At 70.5% G+C, this 15803-nt stretch carries 16 protein-coding genes; 7 read left to right on the forward strand and 9 right to left on the reverse strand.

Features of this window, described 5'->3' with window-relative positions; all coding sequences use genetic code 11:
- Positions 1 to 1195 (reverse strand): DUF92 domain-containing protein (locus GRX01_RS00005; RefSeq protein WP_321167834.1); only part of this gene is annotated, 1195 nt, incomplete at its 3' end.
- Positions 1196 to 1342: 147 nt separating this feature from the next.
- Here GRX01_RS00005 and GRX01_RS00010 point away from each other — a divergent pair.
- Positions 1343 to 1951 carry an undecaprenyl diphosphate synthase family protein gene (locus GRX01_RS00010; protein WP_321167835.1) on the forward strand — a complete coding sequence of 203 codons (609 nt, stop codon included), beginning with the start codon at positions 1343 to 1345 and terminating at the stop codon, positions 1949 to 1951.
- A gap of 36 nt (positions 1952 to 1987) precedes the next feature.
- Here the strand turns inward: GRX01_RS00010 and uppS are convergent, their stop codons facing one another.
- The 3 genes from uppS to cofG form a co-directional block, all read right to left on the reverse strand.
- On the reverse strand, positions 1988 to 2923 hold the full coding sequence (uppS, locus tag GRX01_RS00015) for a polyprenyl diphosphate synthase (RefSeq protein WP_159663197.1): 936 nt from the start codon (positions 2921 to 2923) through the stop codon (positions 1988 to 1990).
- A gap of 88 nt (positions 2924 to 3011) precedes the next feature.
- Positions 3012 to 3950, reverse strand: coding sequence for a mechanosensitive ion channel family protein (locus tag GRX01_RS00020; protein ID WP_159662159.1), 939 nt, complete (start codon positions 3948 to 3950; stop codon positions 3012 to 3014).
- 132 nt (positions 3951 to 4082) lie between these two features.
- Complete coding sequence (cofG, locus tag GRX01_RS00025; RefSeq protein WP_321167836.1) at positions 4083 to 5228, reverse strand: 7,8-didemethyl-8-hydroxy-5-deazariboflavin synthase subunit CofG; 1146 nt, start codon at positions 5226 to 5228, stop codon at positions 4083 to 4085.
- A gap of 148 nt (positions 5229 to 5376) precedes the next feature.
- On the opposite strand from cofG, the gene GRX01_RS00030 reads away from it, so the two are divergent.
- Entirely contained in the window at positions 5377 to 6045 is a 669-nt protein-coding gene (locus GRX01_RS00030; protein ID WP_159662163.1) for an alpha/beta hydrolase, read from the forward strand.
- Between the two features lie 60 nt (positions 6046 to 6105).
- On the opposite strand, the gene cofC is transcribed toward GRX01_RS00030, so the two are convergent.
- From cofC to GRX01_RS00050, 4 genes are all read right to left on the reverse strand, one after another.
- Entirely contained in the window at positions 6106 to 6756 is a 651-nt protein-coding gene (cofC, locus tag GRX01_RS00035) for a 2-phospho-L-lactate guanylyltransferase (RefSeq protein WP_321167837.1), read from the reverse strand.
- 20 nt (positions 6757 to 6776) lie between these two features.
- Positions 6777 to 7568, reverse strand: coding sequence for a hypothetical protein (locus tag GRX01_RS00040; protein WP_159662165.1), 792 nt, complete (start codon positions 7566 to 7568; stop codon positions 6777 to 6779).
- Complete coding sequence (locus GRX01_RS00045) at positions 7537 to 8718, reverse strand: tubulin/FtsZ family protein (RefSeq protein WP_159662167.1); 1182 nt, start codon at positions 8716 to 8718, stop codon at positions 7537 to 7539. The genes GRX01_RS00040 and GRX01_RS00045 overlap by 32 nt, the downstream gene beginning before the upstream one ends.
- 341 nt (positions 8719 to 9059) lie before the next feature.
- Positions 9060 to 9995: a complex I NDUFA9 subunit family protein gene (locus GRX01_RS00050; protein WP_159662169.1), complete on the reverse strand. Its 936-nt coding sequence runs from the start codon at positions 9993 to 9995 to the stop codon at positions 9060 to 9062.
- Positions 9996 to 10264: 269 nt separating this feature from the next.
- On the opposite strand from GRX01_RS00050, the gene GRX01_RS00055 reads away from it, so the two are divergent.
- From GRX01_RS00055 to GRX01_RS00075, 5 genes are all read left to right on the forward strand, one after another.
- A complete protein-coding gene (locus GRX01_RS00055; protein WP_159662171.1) occupies positions 10265 to 11947 on the forward strand; it encodes a CTP synthase in 1683 nt (560 codons plus the stop codon).
- On the forward strand, positions 11947 to 12864 hold the full coding sequence (gene guaA, locus GRX01_RS00060; protein ID WP_159662173.1) for a glutamine-hydrolyzing GMP synthase: 918 nt from the start codon (positions 11947 to 11949) through the stop codon (positions 12862 to 12864). The genes GRX01_RS00055 and guaA overlap by 1 nt, the downstream gene beginning before the upstream one ends.
- A 173-nt stretch (positions 12865 to 13037) precedes the next feature.
- Positions 13038 to 13373: a DUF7126 family protein gene (locus GRX01_RS00065; RefSeq protein ID WP_159662175.1), complete on the forward strand. Its 336-nt coding sequence runs from the start codon at positions 13038 to 13040 to the stop codon at positions 13371 to 13373.
- A 240-nt stretch (positions 13374 to 13613) separates the two neighbouring features.
- A complete protein-coding gene (locus GRX01_RS00070) occupies positions 13614 to 14462 on the forward strand; it encodes a hypothetical protein (RefSeq protein ID WP_159662177.1) in 849 nt (282 codons plus the stop codon).
- Positions 14463 to 14823: 361 nt separating this feature from the next.
- A complete protein-coding gene (locus GRX01_RS00075) occupies positions 14824 to 15159 on the forward strand; it encodes a cupin domain-containing protein (protein WP_159662179.1) in 336 nt (111 codons plus the stop codon).
- 162 nt (positions 15160 to 15321) lie between these two features.
- On the opposite strand, the gene GRX01_RS00080 is transcribed toward GRX01_RS00075, so the two are convergent.
- The gene (locus tag GRX01_RS00080) at positions 15322 to 15696 is read right to left on the reverse strand and encodes a 30S ribosomal protein S8e (protein WP_159662181.1); all 375 of its coding nucleotides are present in this window, start codon (positions 15694 to 15696) and stop codon (positions 15322 to 15324) included.
- Between the last annotated feature and the right edge of the window lie 107 nt (positions 15697 to 15803).

Here is a 15803-nt window from a genome sequence, read left to right on the forward strand (position 1 = left end):
TGCCCGCGAGGCCGCCCGTCGCCGCCGACCCGCCGAACGGCATCGCCAGCGCCGCGAGCGCGGCCACCAGCCCGGCGCCGGCGACGCCCGCGACCTCGCCCTGCCACGTGATCGCCCCGTCGGTGCCGGGGTCGACCGGCCGCAGCGTCGTCACCAGCCGCGGCGCGTCGAACAGCCCGCCGAACTCCGATGAGAGCGTGTCGGCCATCGCCGCCGCGACCGACCCGGCGAACGCGAACGCGATCAGCGTCGGCGCGACGGTGTCCGGAACGACGGCCCTCGCGGCCGCGAACGCGACCACCGCGCACAGCGCGACCCCGGCGTTGCCGAGGACGTTGCCGGCGCCGCGGGCGCCGTCGTTGCCCTCGGCCACCCCGCGGGCGTCCTTCTCCTCGAAGCGGAACTTCGCGGCGAGCCCGCCGATGGCGAAAAAGGAGATGAGCACGACGAACCAGCCGAGCCCGCCGAGCACGACCGTCGCGAAGCCCAGCAGCACGCCCGTCAACATCCCCGAGACCGACGCGGTCTCGAGGACGTACGAGACGACGCCGAGCCCGACGGTGAGCGCGAGGCCGACGCCCACGAGCGTCGGCGTGACGACGCCGCCGGCGGCGACGAGCGCCGACAGCAGCCACAGGAGGAAGCCGACCGACACGATCACGATCGGGTCGTCTCGGGGGAACAGCACCGAGCGGAGGAGCGCTGCCACGAGCGCGGCGGTCGCCGCGAGGAACACGTACGTCGGGAGCGCCGCGACGGAGAACGAGTCGGCGGCGACGGCGACGGCGGCCTGCCCGAGCGTCGCAGCCGCGAACGCCGTGACCGTGAACGCGGTCGTCGTGGCGAACTCGTCGCTCGTGGACTCGCTGGCGAACTCGCGCCCGAGGACGCCGTACGCCAGCGCGAGGACGCTCGCGGCGTAGACGGTGACCGGCATCGGCGACTGCGGGAGCGCGGTCAACACGCCGAGGGCGGTCGCCGCGAGCGCGAACCCCGCGAGCCCGTTGAGCCGCCGGTCCTCGTAGTCGCCCGGACGGGCGAACAGTTCGAAGAACCGACCCTCCTCGACGACGAACGCCGCGAGGACGGCGACGGCGGCGAACGGCGCGGCGGCGGCCGGCCCCAGCGACGGCGCGGCCAACACCGCCGAGGCGACGACGGCGAACGCCCCGGCACGCCGGAGTCGGTGTCTCACGGCGGAGGCTACCCCCGACGCACACTTAACGGTCCCGGGACGGCGGCTCCCGCCGGTGGGACGGCGTCGACCCGTCGGTGGGACGGCATCGGCCCGGCGGCCAGAGCGGTAACGCTTTCGGGCGCCCGTCGGATCGCCGAACCAGCAGTGGGACTCTACGACGCGTACCTCGGCGTTCGCCACCGGCGCAACCCCGGCGACTCGCCCGCCCACGTCGCGCTCGTCATCACCGAGCGCGACCTGCTCGAACAGGGCGCATACGACACGCTGGAGTCGTTCCTCCGGTGGGCCTTCGAGTACGGGGCCGAGCGCGTCACCGTCTCGGTGTCCGTGCTCGACGAGGCCGTGGTCGACACGCTCGCGAGGGAACTGGCCGACGTCGACGCGCCCCGATCGATCGCGGTCCGCACGCCCGACGACACCGAGCGCGCGGACGCGCCGATCCGGGTGAACATCGGCCTCGGCGGCAAACGGGAGTTCGCCGCCGCCGTCCGCGAGGTCGCCGAGGCCGTCGAGGCCGGCGACCTCGACCCCGACGAGGTCGCGGGGGCGGACATCGAGGACCGCCTGATCTTCCCCGAGGAGCCGGACCTCGTCATCAAGACGGGCGCCGAGCGGCTCTCGGACTTCCTCATCTGGCAGTCGGTCTACTCGGAGCTGTACTTCACCGACGTGAACTGGCGCGACTTCCGGAAGCGGGACTACCTCCGGGCGGTGCTGGACTACCAGAACCGGCAGCGCCGGTTCGGGAAGTGAGGGGCCGTCGGTCGGGCCACGTCGGGAACGCCCCGGTCAGTCGGCCGCCTCGCCCGCGGCGCCGGTCTCCAGCGCCTCGGTCAGCTCCTCGTCGGTCGCCTCGCCCGGGAGCCGATCGCGCAGGCGCGCCGCCACCGCCTTCGCCTCGCCGAGTTCGACCGCCGCGAGCGACCGCACGAGCGCGGCCCCGCGCTCGACGCGTGTGCGTCGCCACGACTCCTCGCGCGCCTCGTAGGTGCGAATGGAGCGCAGGAAGTCCACCTTCGAGAACTCCGGCCAGTACGGCGAGCAGAAGTACGCCGCCGCCTCGTTGCCGTTGGCGTGCCACGGCAGGAAGTTCGAGGTCCGCTCGTCGCCCCCCGTCCTGATGATGAGGTCCACGTCGCGGACGGGGCGGCGGTACAGCCGCGACTCGACCTCGGCGACGCCGACGTCGTCGGCGGCGAGGTCGCCGTCGGCCACGTCGCGGGCGACCTCCCGGACCGCCCCGAGCAGTTCGTTGCGGCCGCCGTACGCCAGCGCGATGTTCAACGTGAACTCGTCGTAGCCGGCGGTGCGCGATTCGGCGTACTCGACGGCGTCCCGGACGCGCTCGGGGAGCCGCCCCACGTCGCCCAGCGCGCGGATACACACCCCCTGCTCGTGGACGCGGTCGGCGTCGGCGAACTCACGGAGCTTGTCCTCCAGCAGGTCGAACAGCGGGTCCAACTCGTCGTCCGGCCGGTCGAAGTTCTCCGTCGAGAAGGCGTACAGGGTGAGCTCCTCGACCCCGAGGTCGGCACACCAGTCGAGCACCCGCTCGGTCGTGTCGGCGCCCGCCCGGTGGCCGTCGGGCGCGTCGTCGCCGCGGCTGCGAGCGTACCGGCGATTCCCGTCCTGAATGATCGCGACGTGTTTCGGCCCGTCGCCGATCTCCCGGCGCAGCACGCGCTCGTAGGTGTCGTCGAACAGCGTTTCGAGGCGCGAGCGCAGAGTCACTATCGAGAGTGTGTCGGCCGAGGGATATGTGTCTTGCGAGGAGCGGGACGACGGACGGACGACGCGTGACCCACGCGCGTCGTCAGTCTCCGTCGCCCGTGCCGTCAGTCGCCGCCTGCGTGTCGACGGAGCCGGCCACGTCACCGGCGACCGACTCGAGCACCTCCACCTCGCCGGTGAGCTGGCGGTGGACGTACGGCATGTCGATCCCCTCCTCGTCGAAGCGCTCCTTCACCGCCTGCACGTACTCCGAGCGGACGCGGACGAAGTCCCCGCGGTCGGGCTCGTCGATCCAGAAGCGGCTCTGGAGGCCGACCGCCGAGTCGCCGAGCTCGGTGACGCGCACCGAGGGGGCCGGGTCCGAGAGGATCCCGTCGACCGCCTCGGCCTCCTCGAGGATGCAGTCGGTCGCGTGGTCGATGTCGTCGTCGTAGCCGATGCCGAAGACGAACTTCTGGCGGAGCGTGTCGTAGGCGACGGGGTTCGTGATCGCGTTGTTCGCGAGCTCCCCGTTCGGGACGGTGACGCGCTCGTTGTCGAAGGTTCGCACCCGCGAGACGCGCAGGTCGATGTCCTCGACGCGGCCCGCGTTGTCGTTCCACTCGATCCAGTCGCCCACCTCGAACGGCTTGTCCTTGATGATGAACACCCCGGCGACGAAGTTGCCGATGAGGTCCTGCGCGGCGAAGCCGATCGCCAGCGCGAACGCGCCGCCGAGCGTCGCCACCGCGGTGAGGAACCGCGGGAAGCCGGCCGCCATGAAGCCGATCGAGATCGCCAACACGACCACGAGCGCAGCGAGCACGCTGTCCGCGAGGCTCTGTACGGTTCGGTCGAAGCCGCGACGGTTCAGGACTCGGCGGGCGAGCGGGAGCAGGATCAGCTTGCCGAGGAGATAGGTGAGCACGAACCCGAGCACGAACCCGAGCACGTTCGTCGCGTACCCCCCCAGCCGGGCGACGACCGCCCCGGCGTCTATCTGCAGGGCGAGCGCAGCGACCGTCGATGTCACGGCGTACATGTACGCGATCGGGCTGGGCCGGACGGGGGAAGAATCTGCTGGCGTCGGTCGCTCCCGCGTGACTCCAGTCGCCGGCGTTCGCACCAGTTCCGTCGCCCGCTCCGGTCGGCCGCGTTCACTCCGGGGTGCGGCTCACACCGGCAGCGGTGCGTCCCGGCGGGCGACCCCGCGGAAGCGATCCCCGTGGACGCTCTCGTCGGCCAGCGCCTCGGGGATCCGGCCGTGGAGCCAGCGTCCCGGCGCGGGGTCGCCGTCGAAGCCGGCCCGTCGATACCGGGCCGGGAGGAACCGCTCGTGGGTCGGGAGCCGCTCGTGCAGCGGGACGCCGCCCGAGTTCGCGATCTCGCGGAGCTCGTCGAGGGCGGGCCACGCGTACTCCGGGTTGATGTAGTCGTCCGTCACCGGCGAGACGCCGCCGAGGTCGTCGACGCCACAGTCCAGCAGGTCACGCACCGGCGCGAGGTTCGGCGGCGACTGCACCGACACCCCGTCGGGCAGCGCGGCGCGGGCCATCGCCGTCACGCGCCGCATCGTCCCCGTCGTCGGTCCCTCGAAGTCGGAGCGCTCGTTCGGCGTCACCGGCTGGACGATCACCTCCTGCACGTGGCCGTATCGCTCGTGGAGCGCGCGGATCGAAAGCAGCGACTCGGCGCGGTCGCGCCAGCCCTCGCCGATGCCGACGAGGATGCCCGTCGTGAAGGGGACCCGGGCCTCCCCCGCGGCCCGGATCGTGTTCAGGCGCTGGCCGGGCGTCTTCCGCCTGCTCCCGGCGTGGGCGTCCACGTCGGCGGTCGTCTCCAGCATCACGCCCATCGAGGCGTTCACGTCGCGGAGGCGGCGGAACTCCGCCTCGGTCAGGTCGCCGGGGTTCGAGTGCGGAAGCAGGCCCTCCTCCAGCGCGATCTCGCAGGCGCGCTCGTGGTAGTCGACGATCGAGTCGTACCCCCACTCCGTCAACTGCTCGTGGATGCCCGTGTAGCGGTCGTCCGGCTTGTCGCCGAAGGTGAACAGCGCCTCCGTACAGCCGGCGTCGGCGCCGACGCGGCACCGCTCGCGCACCTCCTCCGGGGACAGCAGGCTCGCCTCGCCGGGCACGTCGTAGTAGGTGCAGTAGCTGCAGGTGTACCGGCAGGCGGTCGTCAGCGGGACGAACACGTTCCGGGCGAACGTGAGTTCCGGTGCCGCGTCGACGTCGTCGGGCGTGACCGACAGCAGTCGCTCGACCTCGCGCTCGGCGACCTCGATCTCGACGCCGTACTCCTCGGCCCCGGGGAACACGCCGTGAGGTCGCCGACCGAGGGGCAAAAACGAGTCGGTCGCGCTCGCCGGCTCACCGCGCCCGGCGCCAGCGGCCGGGGAGGGGTCCGTTCACCGCCGTGTTCCGGCACCGGAACCGATTCCCCCCTGGCGGACGCCATACCCGACGATGACCGACATCGACACCAGCGGGGTCGACGGCCCCCACGGCGGCCAGCCCGTTCGCCACGCCGGCGCCGACCTGGACGAGGCGACGGCGGCGGTCGTGATGGTTCACGGCCGCGGCGCGACCGCCCGCAGCATCCTCGGGATGGCCGGCGAGTTCGGCACCGACGACGTGGCGTACCTCGCCCCGTCGGCCAGCCGCAACACCTGGTACCCCCACTCGTTCATGGAGGAGACGACGAAGAATCAGCCGCACCTCGACTCCGCGCTCGCGTTCGTCGGCAGCGTCGTCGACGCGGCCGCCGACGCCGTCGGCCACGAGCGCGTGCTCCTGCTCGGCTTCTCCCAGGGCGCGTGCCTCTCCTCGGAGTGGGTCACGCGCAACGCCCGCCAGTACGGGGGTCTCGTCGGCTTCTCAGGCGGTCTGATCGGTCCCGAGGGGACGCCCCGCGAGTACGACGGCGACCTCGACGGGACGCCCGCCTTCCTCGGGTGCTCGGACGTCGATCCCCACATCCCGCTGGAGCGCGTGAAGGAGACGACCGAGGTGCTGGAGGAACTGGGCGCGGACGTGGACGAGCGCATCTACGAGGGGATGGGCCACGGCGTCAACGAGGACGAGATGGACGCCGCGAAGGCGATGGTGACGAGCCTCGAACTCGACGGCGAGTAGCGACTGGCGACCGACACCGGTTTCCCCCGCTCACCCGACCCCGAACCGATCGGTCGAACCCTATTCTCGCGTTCGTTCGACCGACACGCGTCCGTCGCCGGCGTCGAGCCGGAAGCCCGCGTCGCGAAGCCAGTCTCGGGCGGCGCCGTCGCCCGCGAGCAGCACCTCCGTCAGGTCGTCCCGCTCGTCGATGTCCGTGGCCAGTCGCCGCGAGTCCACCTCGCGAACGCTCGCGCCGACGCGGCGGGCGACCCGGAGGTGGTCGAGGTACGAGGCGCCGTGGTAGTCGACGCGGAACTCGGGGTGCCGAACGAGCAGGGCGTTCGTGCCGCCGCCGCGTCCCGGCGCGATGACGACGTCGCCGGCGTCGTCGCCGTCGCGGCGCAGGCGCGCGAACGCCCGCGGCGTCGCGAGCGCGAGATCCGACATCACGACCGCCAGCGGCGACTCGGGCGAGGGGTCGTGGTCGGCGAGAGCGGCGTTCACCGCCTCGGTGAGCGGGCGGTCGTCGACCGTCTCGGGAACGTCACGACCGGTCGCCTCGGTGGTGAGCAGCCGCGGGGAGAAGTCAGCCGCCCGCAGCGCCGCGAGCACGTCCGACAGCATCGCCCCGGCGAACTCCCGACGCTCGGCAGTGTCGAGGGCGTCCGAGAGCCGCGTCTTCGGGCGATCCGGAGCGAACGGAACGAGCGCGTCGACGGTGTCGGACACGGGAAAAGGAGCGGCCGGCGTCAGCCGAGCTTGTCGTAGCCGTCCCCGCGACTCCGCAGGAACAGCACGACGCCGCCCGCGAGGGCGCCGAGCACGACCAGTCCGGCGACGCCGTACAGGATCAGCTGGTTACGCTGCTGGCTGCTCTCGGCCTGGTTCGCCTCGGTCTCGGCGCGCTCGGCCAGCGTGATCGCGTTGTCGAAGTTGCCAGCCTCGTAGGCGTTAACGGCGCTGTCGAACGACTCCTCGGCGGTGTCGGGGTTGCCGGAGGCGTCGATCGCCGTCCGGGCCGACTCCATCGCCTCGCGCGCCTCACGGCTCTCGCTCGTGTAGTGGGTCGCCGACCGGTTCGCCAGCTCGTTCGACGTGCCGCCCTCCCGGGTCTGATCGAGCGCGAACAGCGTGAACGACTGCTGCGGGTCGTAGCTGTACGACTCGACGGCCGGCACCGTCCCGGTCACGCGAACGCGGACCTCGGAGGTGCCCTCGTCGATGTCGACCGTGGCGCCGGTGAAGTTCTGCCCGTCGTACGACTCCTGACGCACCTGGTTACCGGCCTGGTTCAGGAACGTCACCGTCCAGGTGACGTCCCGCAGTCCGGTGTCTCCGGCGAGCTGCCACGTCTCGTAGGTGTCGTACAGCTGCGTCAGCGTCACCGTCGCCGTCACCTGCGAGTCCACCTCGCCGCTGTCGGGCACGTCGGTCTCCTGCACGGACACCGCCGCCGCCGGTGCGACCGCCGCGAACAGGAGGGCGAGAACCGCGAGGACCGCAGTGAGCTCAGAACAGCGACTCAAGTTCGTCCTCGTCATCGCTGATGAGGGTGTCGAGGTTGTCCTGACTCTCCTGTTGGATGTCGTCGATGTTGTCCTGCGCCTCGATGGCGACCTGCTGGAGCTCCTTGATCCGCGGGACGTTCGTGACCCCCGACAGCAGGATCACGCTCGCGACGAACCCCGATCCGCTGACGGGGTAGTCGCCGCCGCGGACCTCCATCGATCCGGTCTCCTCCTCGAGCCACTTGCGACCGCGCTCGATCCCCTTGCGGTTGAGGTGCTCGGGCGGGCCGGCCATGACGAGCAGCGCGCGCTCGGTTCCGTCGATCTCACACGGGAGCGTGAGACGGCCCAGCGCCGCCTTGCGCACGAGCGAGGTGATCCGGTTGGTCGTGTGGGCCGTGTCGAGGTCGTCGTCGCCGTCGTCGCCGGTGAGCCGCGACAGCAGCCCGCCGCCGCCGGCCGTCTCCTCGACCTCCTCGCTGGCGTAGCCGACCGTCGAGACGCCCCCGCCCGCGAGCGTGTTGATGATCTCCGAGGAGTCGACGACGGACTCGGCGACCTCCTGCCCCTGGTCGACCTCCCCGGCGCCGAAGAGGATGCCGAACCGCTTGACGATCTCCTCGTTGATCTCGTCGTAGCCGCCGGAGACGGACTCTCCGGTCTTGCGCCACGCGTCGTTGTCGAACACCATGAGGTTGTCCACCTCACGGACGAACGTCTGGAACGAGCGTGCGGCGTTGAGCGTGTAGATCCCCCCCTCGTCGGAGCCGGGCAGCACGCCCAGCCCGTAGACGGGTTCGGTGTAGATCCGCTTCAGGTGCTTCGCGAGCACCGGCGCGCCGCCGGAGCCGGTCCCGCCGCCGAGCCCGGCGACGACGAGGAACGCGTCGACCTCGTGGACCGGGATCGAGTCGATGGCGCCCTGCACCTCGTCCATGTCCTCCTCGGCGATCTCCGCGCCGAGTTCGTTGTCGGCGCCGACCCCGTGGCCCTTGACTCGGGACTGCCCGATGAGCACCCGCTGGCTCTCCGGGATCTCCTCGAGCCCCATGAGGTCCGCCTTGGCCGTGTTGACCGCGATCGCCGCACGCACGATCTCGCTGCCCGTACGCTGGTCGTACTGGACGAACTTGTCCACGATCTTCCCCCCCGCCTGACCGAATCCGATGAGTGCCAGTTTCATACGTCTCCCCTCCTCATTACGCCAGATTCAGAGAGAGCGCGGTCATAAACCTTCTGATGGGGCTATCACTGCCGAGAGAGCGAGCGACGCTCGTTCGGCCGAAAATCGCGTGCAGGGCCGCGATCGACGGAGTATCGGATATCCGATACACCCGATATCGAGACGGTCGTATGACACGTTTATCCCGGCCTGTCGGACGGAGCCGAAGGGTGACAGCCCCGGTCGAACGACAGTCGAACGCCTCTCGTGCGTGGAGTTGACGGGCGGAGAGGTGGATCTCGGGTGGGCGTGGGTCGCGTGGCGATCCGCGGTATCGGGGCGATCGAACGGGGTCGAGTCGGTCAGGCGGCAGCAGTCCCGCCGGCGTCCTCCCCGGCGGCCACGCCGCGCAGGTACTCGTCGAACGGCTTCAGGTCCGCCTCGGCGACGCCGAACGCGCCGACGTCGTTCTCAGAGACGACGTTGTCGAGCTGTAGCGATCGGTACTGGTCGCGACCCATAGGGAAGCCGACCGATCCCAGTACGGAGAGGCCGACCTTCGCCAGCCCCATCGGGAGCGGGACCACCGTGATCGAGTTCCCCTCCGACTCGAACACCCTCTCCGATATCTCCCGGAGCGTCAGCACGTCCGGGCCGCCGAACTCGTACGTCCGGTCGGCGTGCTCGGCGTCGGCGACGGCGTCGGCGAGCATCGGAACCAGATCCCCGACCCAGATCGGCTGGAAGCGGTTCCGACCGCCGCCGGGGAGCGGGTACACCGGAACGCCGGGCGCGAAGATCTCCTTCAGTCGCTTCGTGAAGTAGACGAACTCGCCGCCGTCGCCGAAGACGACCGACGGGCGGGCGATCACGTGCTCGATCTCGCTCTCGCGGACGGCCTCCTCGGCGTGTCCCTTCGCACGGATGTAGTGGGTCGGCCCGTCCGGGTCCGCGCCGAGCGCGGACATCTGGACGAAGCGGTCGACGTCGGCGTCCTCGGCGACGGCGAGGAGGTTCTCGGTCCCCCGGAGGTGGATCCGCTCGTGCTGCTCGTCGCCGCCGTCGGGCTTGAACAGCGGCGACAGCGCGACGAGGTTCACGACCACGTCGGCGCCCTCCACGGCGTCCACGAGGGAGTCGCGGTCGGTCACGTCGCCCGCCTTGGTGACGACGCCGTCGGGGAGCCCCGCCCCGGTCGGATCGCGGGCGATCGTCACGACCTCGTGGCCGCGCTGGTCGAGTTCCGTACAGAGATGCGTCCCGATGAAGCCGGTGCCGCCGGCGACGACTACTCGCATGCACTGACACAGGGGCGGAACCAACCTAAAGGTGCGGTCACCGGCCGGCCGATCGGCGTCGGACGCCGCACGGCGCGCGGTCGGACTCGCCGACGACGCGCGACCGGATCCCTCACTGATCCCTCGTCGACGCCGACTCCGGGGCCGACACCGATCCCTCGCCGACGAGACGGTCGCGATCGACGGCCTCACGGGTCGAAACGACTCGTCGCGAGGACGGGTGATGGCGGCTCCGAAACGGTTTTCCACGGGCCTGCCGCACCCACACTATGCCGACTGAACAGACGGGGTATGACCCATCGCTGGGTCGCAAGTTCATTTTCGTCACGGGCGGGGTGATGTCCGGCCTTGGAAAGGGGATCACCGCCGCCTCGACGGGCCGGCTGTTGGCCAACGCCGGGTTCGACGTGACCGCCGTCAAGATCGACCCGTACCTGAACGTCGACGCGGGGACGATGAACCCGTACCAGCACGGGGAGGTGTACGTCCTGAAGGACGGGGGCGAGGTCGACCTCGACCTGGGGAACTACGAGCGGTTCCTCGGCGTGGACATGACCTCCGACCACAACGTCACGACCGGGAAGACGTACCAGCACGTCATCGAGAAGGAGCGCGCCGGCGACTACCTCGGCAAGACGGTGCAAGTCATTCCGCACGTCACCGACGACATCAAGCGGCGCATCCGCGAGGCCGCCGAGGGAAGCGACGTGTGTCTCGTCGAGATCGGCGGCACCGTCGGCGACATCGAGGGGATGCCGTATCTCGAAGCGTTGCGGCAGTTCGCCCACGAGGAGGACGACGAGGACATCCTCTTCACGCACGTCACGCTCGTCCCCTACTCGAAGAACGGCGAACAGAAGACCAAGCCGACGCAACACTCCGTGAAGGAACTGCGCTCGATCGGCCTCCAGCCCGACGTCCTCGTCGGTCGGTGTGACGACGAACTCGACGACTCGACGAAGGAGAAGATCGCGCTCTTCTGTGACGTGCCAACCGAGGCCGTCTTCTCGAACCCCGACGTGGACGACGTGTACCACGTCCCCCTCACCGTCGAGGAGGAGGGCCTCGATCAGCACGTGATGGAACGGCTGGAACTCGCCGAGGAGGCGCTCCCCGAGGACGAACGCGAGAACACCTGGCGCGACCTCGTCACGCGCGAGCGGACCGGCGAGATCGACATCGCCCTGGTCGGCAAGTACGACCTCGAGGACGCGTACATGAGCGTCCACGAGGCGCTCAAACACGCCGGACTGGAGCACGGCGTCGACGTGAACGTCGTCTGGGTCGCCGCCGACGAGGCCGACGGCGCCCACCGCGATCGGCTGGAGTCCGCCGACGGCGTCGTCGTCCCCGGCGGCTTCGGCTCCCGCGGCACCGAGGGGAAGGTCGAGGCCGTCCGCTACGCCCGGGAGCACGACGTTCCCTTCCTCGGCCTCTGTCTCGGCTTCCAGATGGCCGTCGTCGAGCACGCGCGCAACGTCCTCGGCTGGGAGGACGCCGACTCCGCGGAGTTCGAGCCGGAGACGCCGTACCCCGTCATCGACCTGCTGCCCGACCAGCACGACGAGGAGGACATGGGCGGCACGATGCGCCTCGGCGCCCACGAGACGGAGATCGACTCGGACACGCTCGCCGAGCGGATCTACGACGCCGACTCCTGTACGGAGCGCCACCGGCACCGCTACGAGGTGAACCCGAACTACATCGACGAACTGGAGACCGACGGACTCGTGTTCTCGGGACACGCCGGACCGCGTATGGAGATCCTCGAACGCGACGACCACCCGTACTTCGTCGGCACACAGTTCCACCCCGAGTTCCGCTCGCGACCCGATCGCGCGTCGCCGCCGTTCGTCGGCCTGCTCGATGCGGTGCTCGACGAGACGGATCCGCACGGGGACGAGTCGACCGGCGACCGCGACGCCGTCGCCGACGGGGAGGTGACCGCCTGATGGTGAACGTCGAGGAGTTCATCGACGAGGCGACGACCGAGATCCGCGAGGCCGTGGGCGACGCGAACGCGATCATCGCGCTGTCGGGCGGCGTCGACTCGTCGGTCGCGGCGGCGCTGGCGTACCGCGCGATCGGCGATCAGCTCACCCCGGTGTACGTCGACACCGGGCTGATGCGCAAGGGGGAGACGGACCAGATCCGCGAGACGTTCGCGTTCATGGACTCGCTGGAGGTCGTGGAGGCGCAGGGTCGCTTCCTGGACGCGCTCGCGGGCGTCACCGACCCCGAGGAGAAGCGCCACGTCATCGGCGAGCAGTTCATCCGCGAGTTCGAGCGCGAGGCCAGAGAGACGAACGCGGAGTACCTCGTGCAGGGCACCATCTACCCCGACCGCATCGAGAGCGAGGGGAACATCAAGTCCCACCACAACGTCGGCGGCCTGCCCGACGTGGTCGACTTCGAGGGCATCGTCGAGCCCGTTCGCGACCTCTACAAGGACGAGGTCCGCGAGGTCGCCCGCGCCCTCGATCTGGAGGCCGTCATCTCCGAGCGGATGCCGTTCCCCGGCCCGGGCCTCGCCGTCCGCATCATCGGCGAGGTCACCGAGGAGAAGCTGGCGGTGGCCCGCGACGCGAACCACGTCGTCGAGGAGGAGGTCGCGGAGCACGACCCGTGGCAGGCGTTCGCCGCCGTCATCGGCAAGGCGACGGGCGTGAAGGGCGACAACCGCGTCCACGGCTGGGTCGTCTCCGTGCGCTCGGTTGAGAGCCGCGACGGCATGACCGCCCGGGCGCAGAACCTCCCGTGGGAGACGCTCCAGCGGATCCAGTCGCGGATCACCGGCGAGAACGACGACGTGGCGCGCGTCGTGTACGACGTGACGCACAAGCCGCCCGCGACGATCGAGTACGAATAGCGGCGACCGAGTCCGAGTGACCGGATCGGCGTTCCGGACCCATCCGCCGGTTCGGCAGCCCCGGTACCCACGCACGCAGTCCCCTGTGTGTCCGTCCGGGATGGCTCGGCCAACGGGTCACCGCGGATCGGCGAGACACGAAGCTTATCCCGTCCAGCCGACTCGAACCGACAATGACAGACCTCTCCGCCGTCGTCGCCGGTCCCGATTCAGCGGGCCTCGGCGAGGAACTCGAGTCGCTCGACGTGACGGTTTCGCGAATCGACGGGCCCGTCACCGGCGGCACCCTCGACGACGCCGGCATCGACGACGCGGCGCTGTTCGTCATCACCGACACCGCGGAGGCGACGGGGATCGCCGTCGCGAAGGACCGGAACCCCGACGTGCGCGCGGTCGTCTACGCGACCGACTCGCTGCCGGAGTTCGCGAAGGGGCAGGCCGATCTGGCGGTCGATCCGGAACTGCTCTCGGCGGCAGTGGTCGCCGACGAGCTCGTCGCAGGCGCGTGAGCCGCGCCGTCGGTCTCCAGTGAGCCGCCGGTCGACCACGAGTCGCCGGTCGATCGACGCGTGCGCGCCGCCACGGGCGACGGTGCCTCCTCCGATCGCTCGATCCCGTCGGCGGCGACGCGGGCGCGCCGCGTTTCTCGGTTAATCGGACTTAATCCGGCTTTACAGGGCTTCAAATCCGGGAATTCGGGTTCGGAGTTTACCCCCTTCTTTACCACGGGGCGACAGGCGACAGTCGTGATGAACGCGACAAAGCTGCTCGCGGTCGCCCTGGCGTCGCTCCTCATGAGCGCCGGCGTGGGCGCAGCCGCGACGAGTACCGGAACAGGGGCGACGGTCGCCGCGACCGACGCGTCCGTCGACGAGTACGAGACTGACGCCGCGTACGACAACGGAACGGCGACGGTCACCGTGACCGCGAACGGGAGCGGCGTCGAGGGGCTGTCGATGGCCCGTAACGGCTCCCTCGTCGGCACCACCGACGCGGACGGCTCCGTCGCGTTCGACGTGAACGCCTCCGAGACCGGGGAGGTCGTGCTCGACGTGACCGGGGAGAACGTCTCCGGCGAGATCGTGCTCGCGTTCGAGAACGACTCCGTGAGCGTCGAGAGCGCCGAGTTCACGGCCGAGACCACCGAGGAGGAGACGAACGAGACCGACGAGAACGAGACCGACCGACGCGGTCCCCAGATCGGCCTGCCCGCCGACGCCTCCGAGAACGCGAAGGCCGTCGTCTCGGCCATCAACGCGTACATGAACGGCGATACGAACGCCAGCTCGCTCGGCGAGGCGGTCAGCTCCGTCGCCGGGAACGGTGCCGACGGCGAGCGCGGTCCGCCCGCGGACGTCGGTCCCGACGGTGACGACGAGAACGAGACCGACGACCGCGGCCCGCCCGAGGACGTCGGACCGAACGGCGACGACGAGAACGAGACCGACGACCGCGGTCCGCCCGAGGACGCCGGTCCGAACGACGACGCTGACGACGACGAGGAGGATGACGACGAAGAGGACGACGACGAGGACGATGACGACGAGGACGACGGCGCTCGCGGAAACAACGGCAACGGCAACGGCAACGGCCGATAAGCGAGCGGTAGTCTCCCGAGCACGCGACACATCGACGGACGCACCGACGCGCTGACGGGGGTTCCTTCGGGGACCGGCCGAGGCGCGATCGGGAACCCGCCGGCGACGTGCCGGCACCACTGACACACGCGACTGGGGGTCCCCGTACCCCCGGACCGAGGGTGAGAGAGGCACGACGGGACGGCCGACGACCGGGTCGACACCACCAGTCGGCCGCGGTCGGATCGCCGATCCGCGGCGGCGCCGCGCCGCCACCGAACCGGCCGGAACGGACCGGTTCCGCGCGAGCGCGGCGTCGCCCGGAGCGCTTCGCCACCATGCGCTCCAGATCGCTTTTACTGTCCGAACGAAACGACACCACATGGCACTCGATCTCCTCGCGGACGCGCTCGACGACCTCGACCCCGGCGACGGAGCCGTCGAGACCGCCGAGCTCGTCGTCGACGACGACGTGCTCGTGAAGCTGTTCGCGCTCGGCCCCGGCGCCGAACTGGACCCCCACGAGCACGCCGACAGCACGAACGTCTTCCACGTCCTCGACGGCGAGGTGACGGTCGTCCGCGACGACGAGGCGGAGGCGGTCGCCGCGCCGGGAGTCGTGCTCCACGAGCGCGGCGACGTGCACGGCGCGCGAAACGAGACCGACGAGGTCGCCGCGTTCACCGCGAGCCTCTGTCCGCTCCCCGGGAGCGGCTGATCGGTCGGAAGACCCGGTCACCGCTCGCGACCCTGGCGGTCGTCTTCGAGGGGACCGGAACACCCAGTCCTCCGAGTCGCCGTCGGATCCGCCGAACCCGGATAGCGCTGCGTGGAGCGGTCGCTACCGTGACAGAGAACACCGAGAACGGCGACGGCGACGTTACTCGACGAGAACGGCGTTGACCTGACCCGTCTGGCCCGGTCGCGAGGTGACGCGCGCCTCGCCCTCGCTGGTGGAGATGACCGCGCCCTTCGTGATGATGTTCCGGCGAACGTAGTTCACGTTCGAGGGGTTCTCCTCGACGTTCTCGATCTCGGCCTCGACGGTCTCCCCGCCGCTGGCGACCTGCGCGACGTTCGTCGAGAGCGCGCGGACCTTCTCGTTGGTGCCGCGCGAGTCGATGACGCGGAACCGCGGCTCGCCGACGGTCGTCTCGGCGGGCTCGCGGCCGAGCTCGTGTCGCTTCTTGTTGCTCGAGGGGCGTCGGAGACCGCCGGTCCGCTTTCGCTTCCTGCGTCCGCTCTGGTCTTTCATAGGAAACGAAACCCCGTGCGGCTACTTGAATCGCTCGAATCGCACCTCACGGGCCCTCGCGGCCGTCCGCGGCGACGACGGGTCCGTCGGTTCCTCGTCGTCCGTCC

The sequence above is a fragment of the Halobaculum saliterrae genome (assembly GCF_009831625.1).
Classification (GTDB): domain Archaea; phylum Halobacteriota; class Halobacteria; order Halobacteriales; family Haloferacaceae; genus Halobaculum; species Halobaculum saliterrae.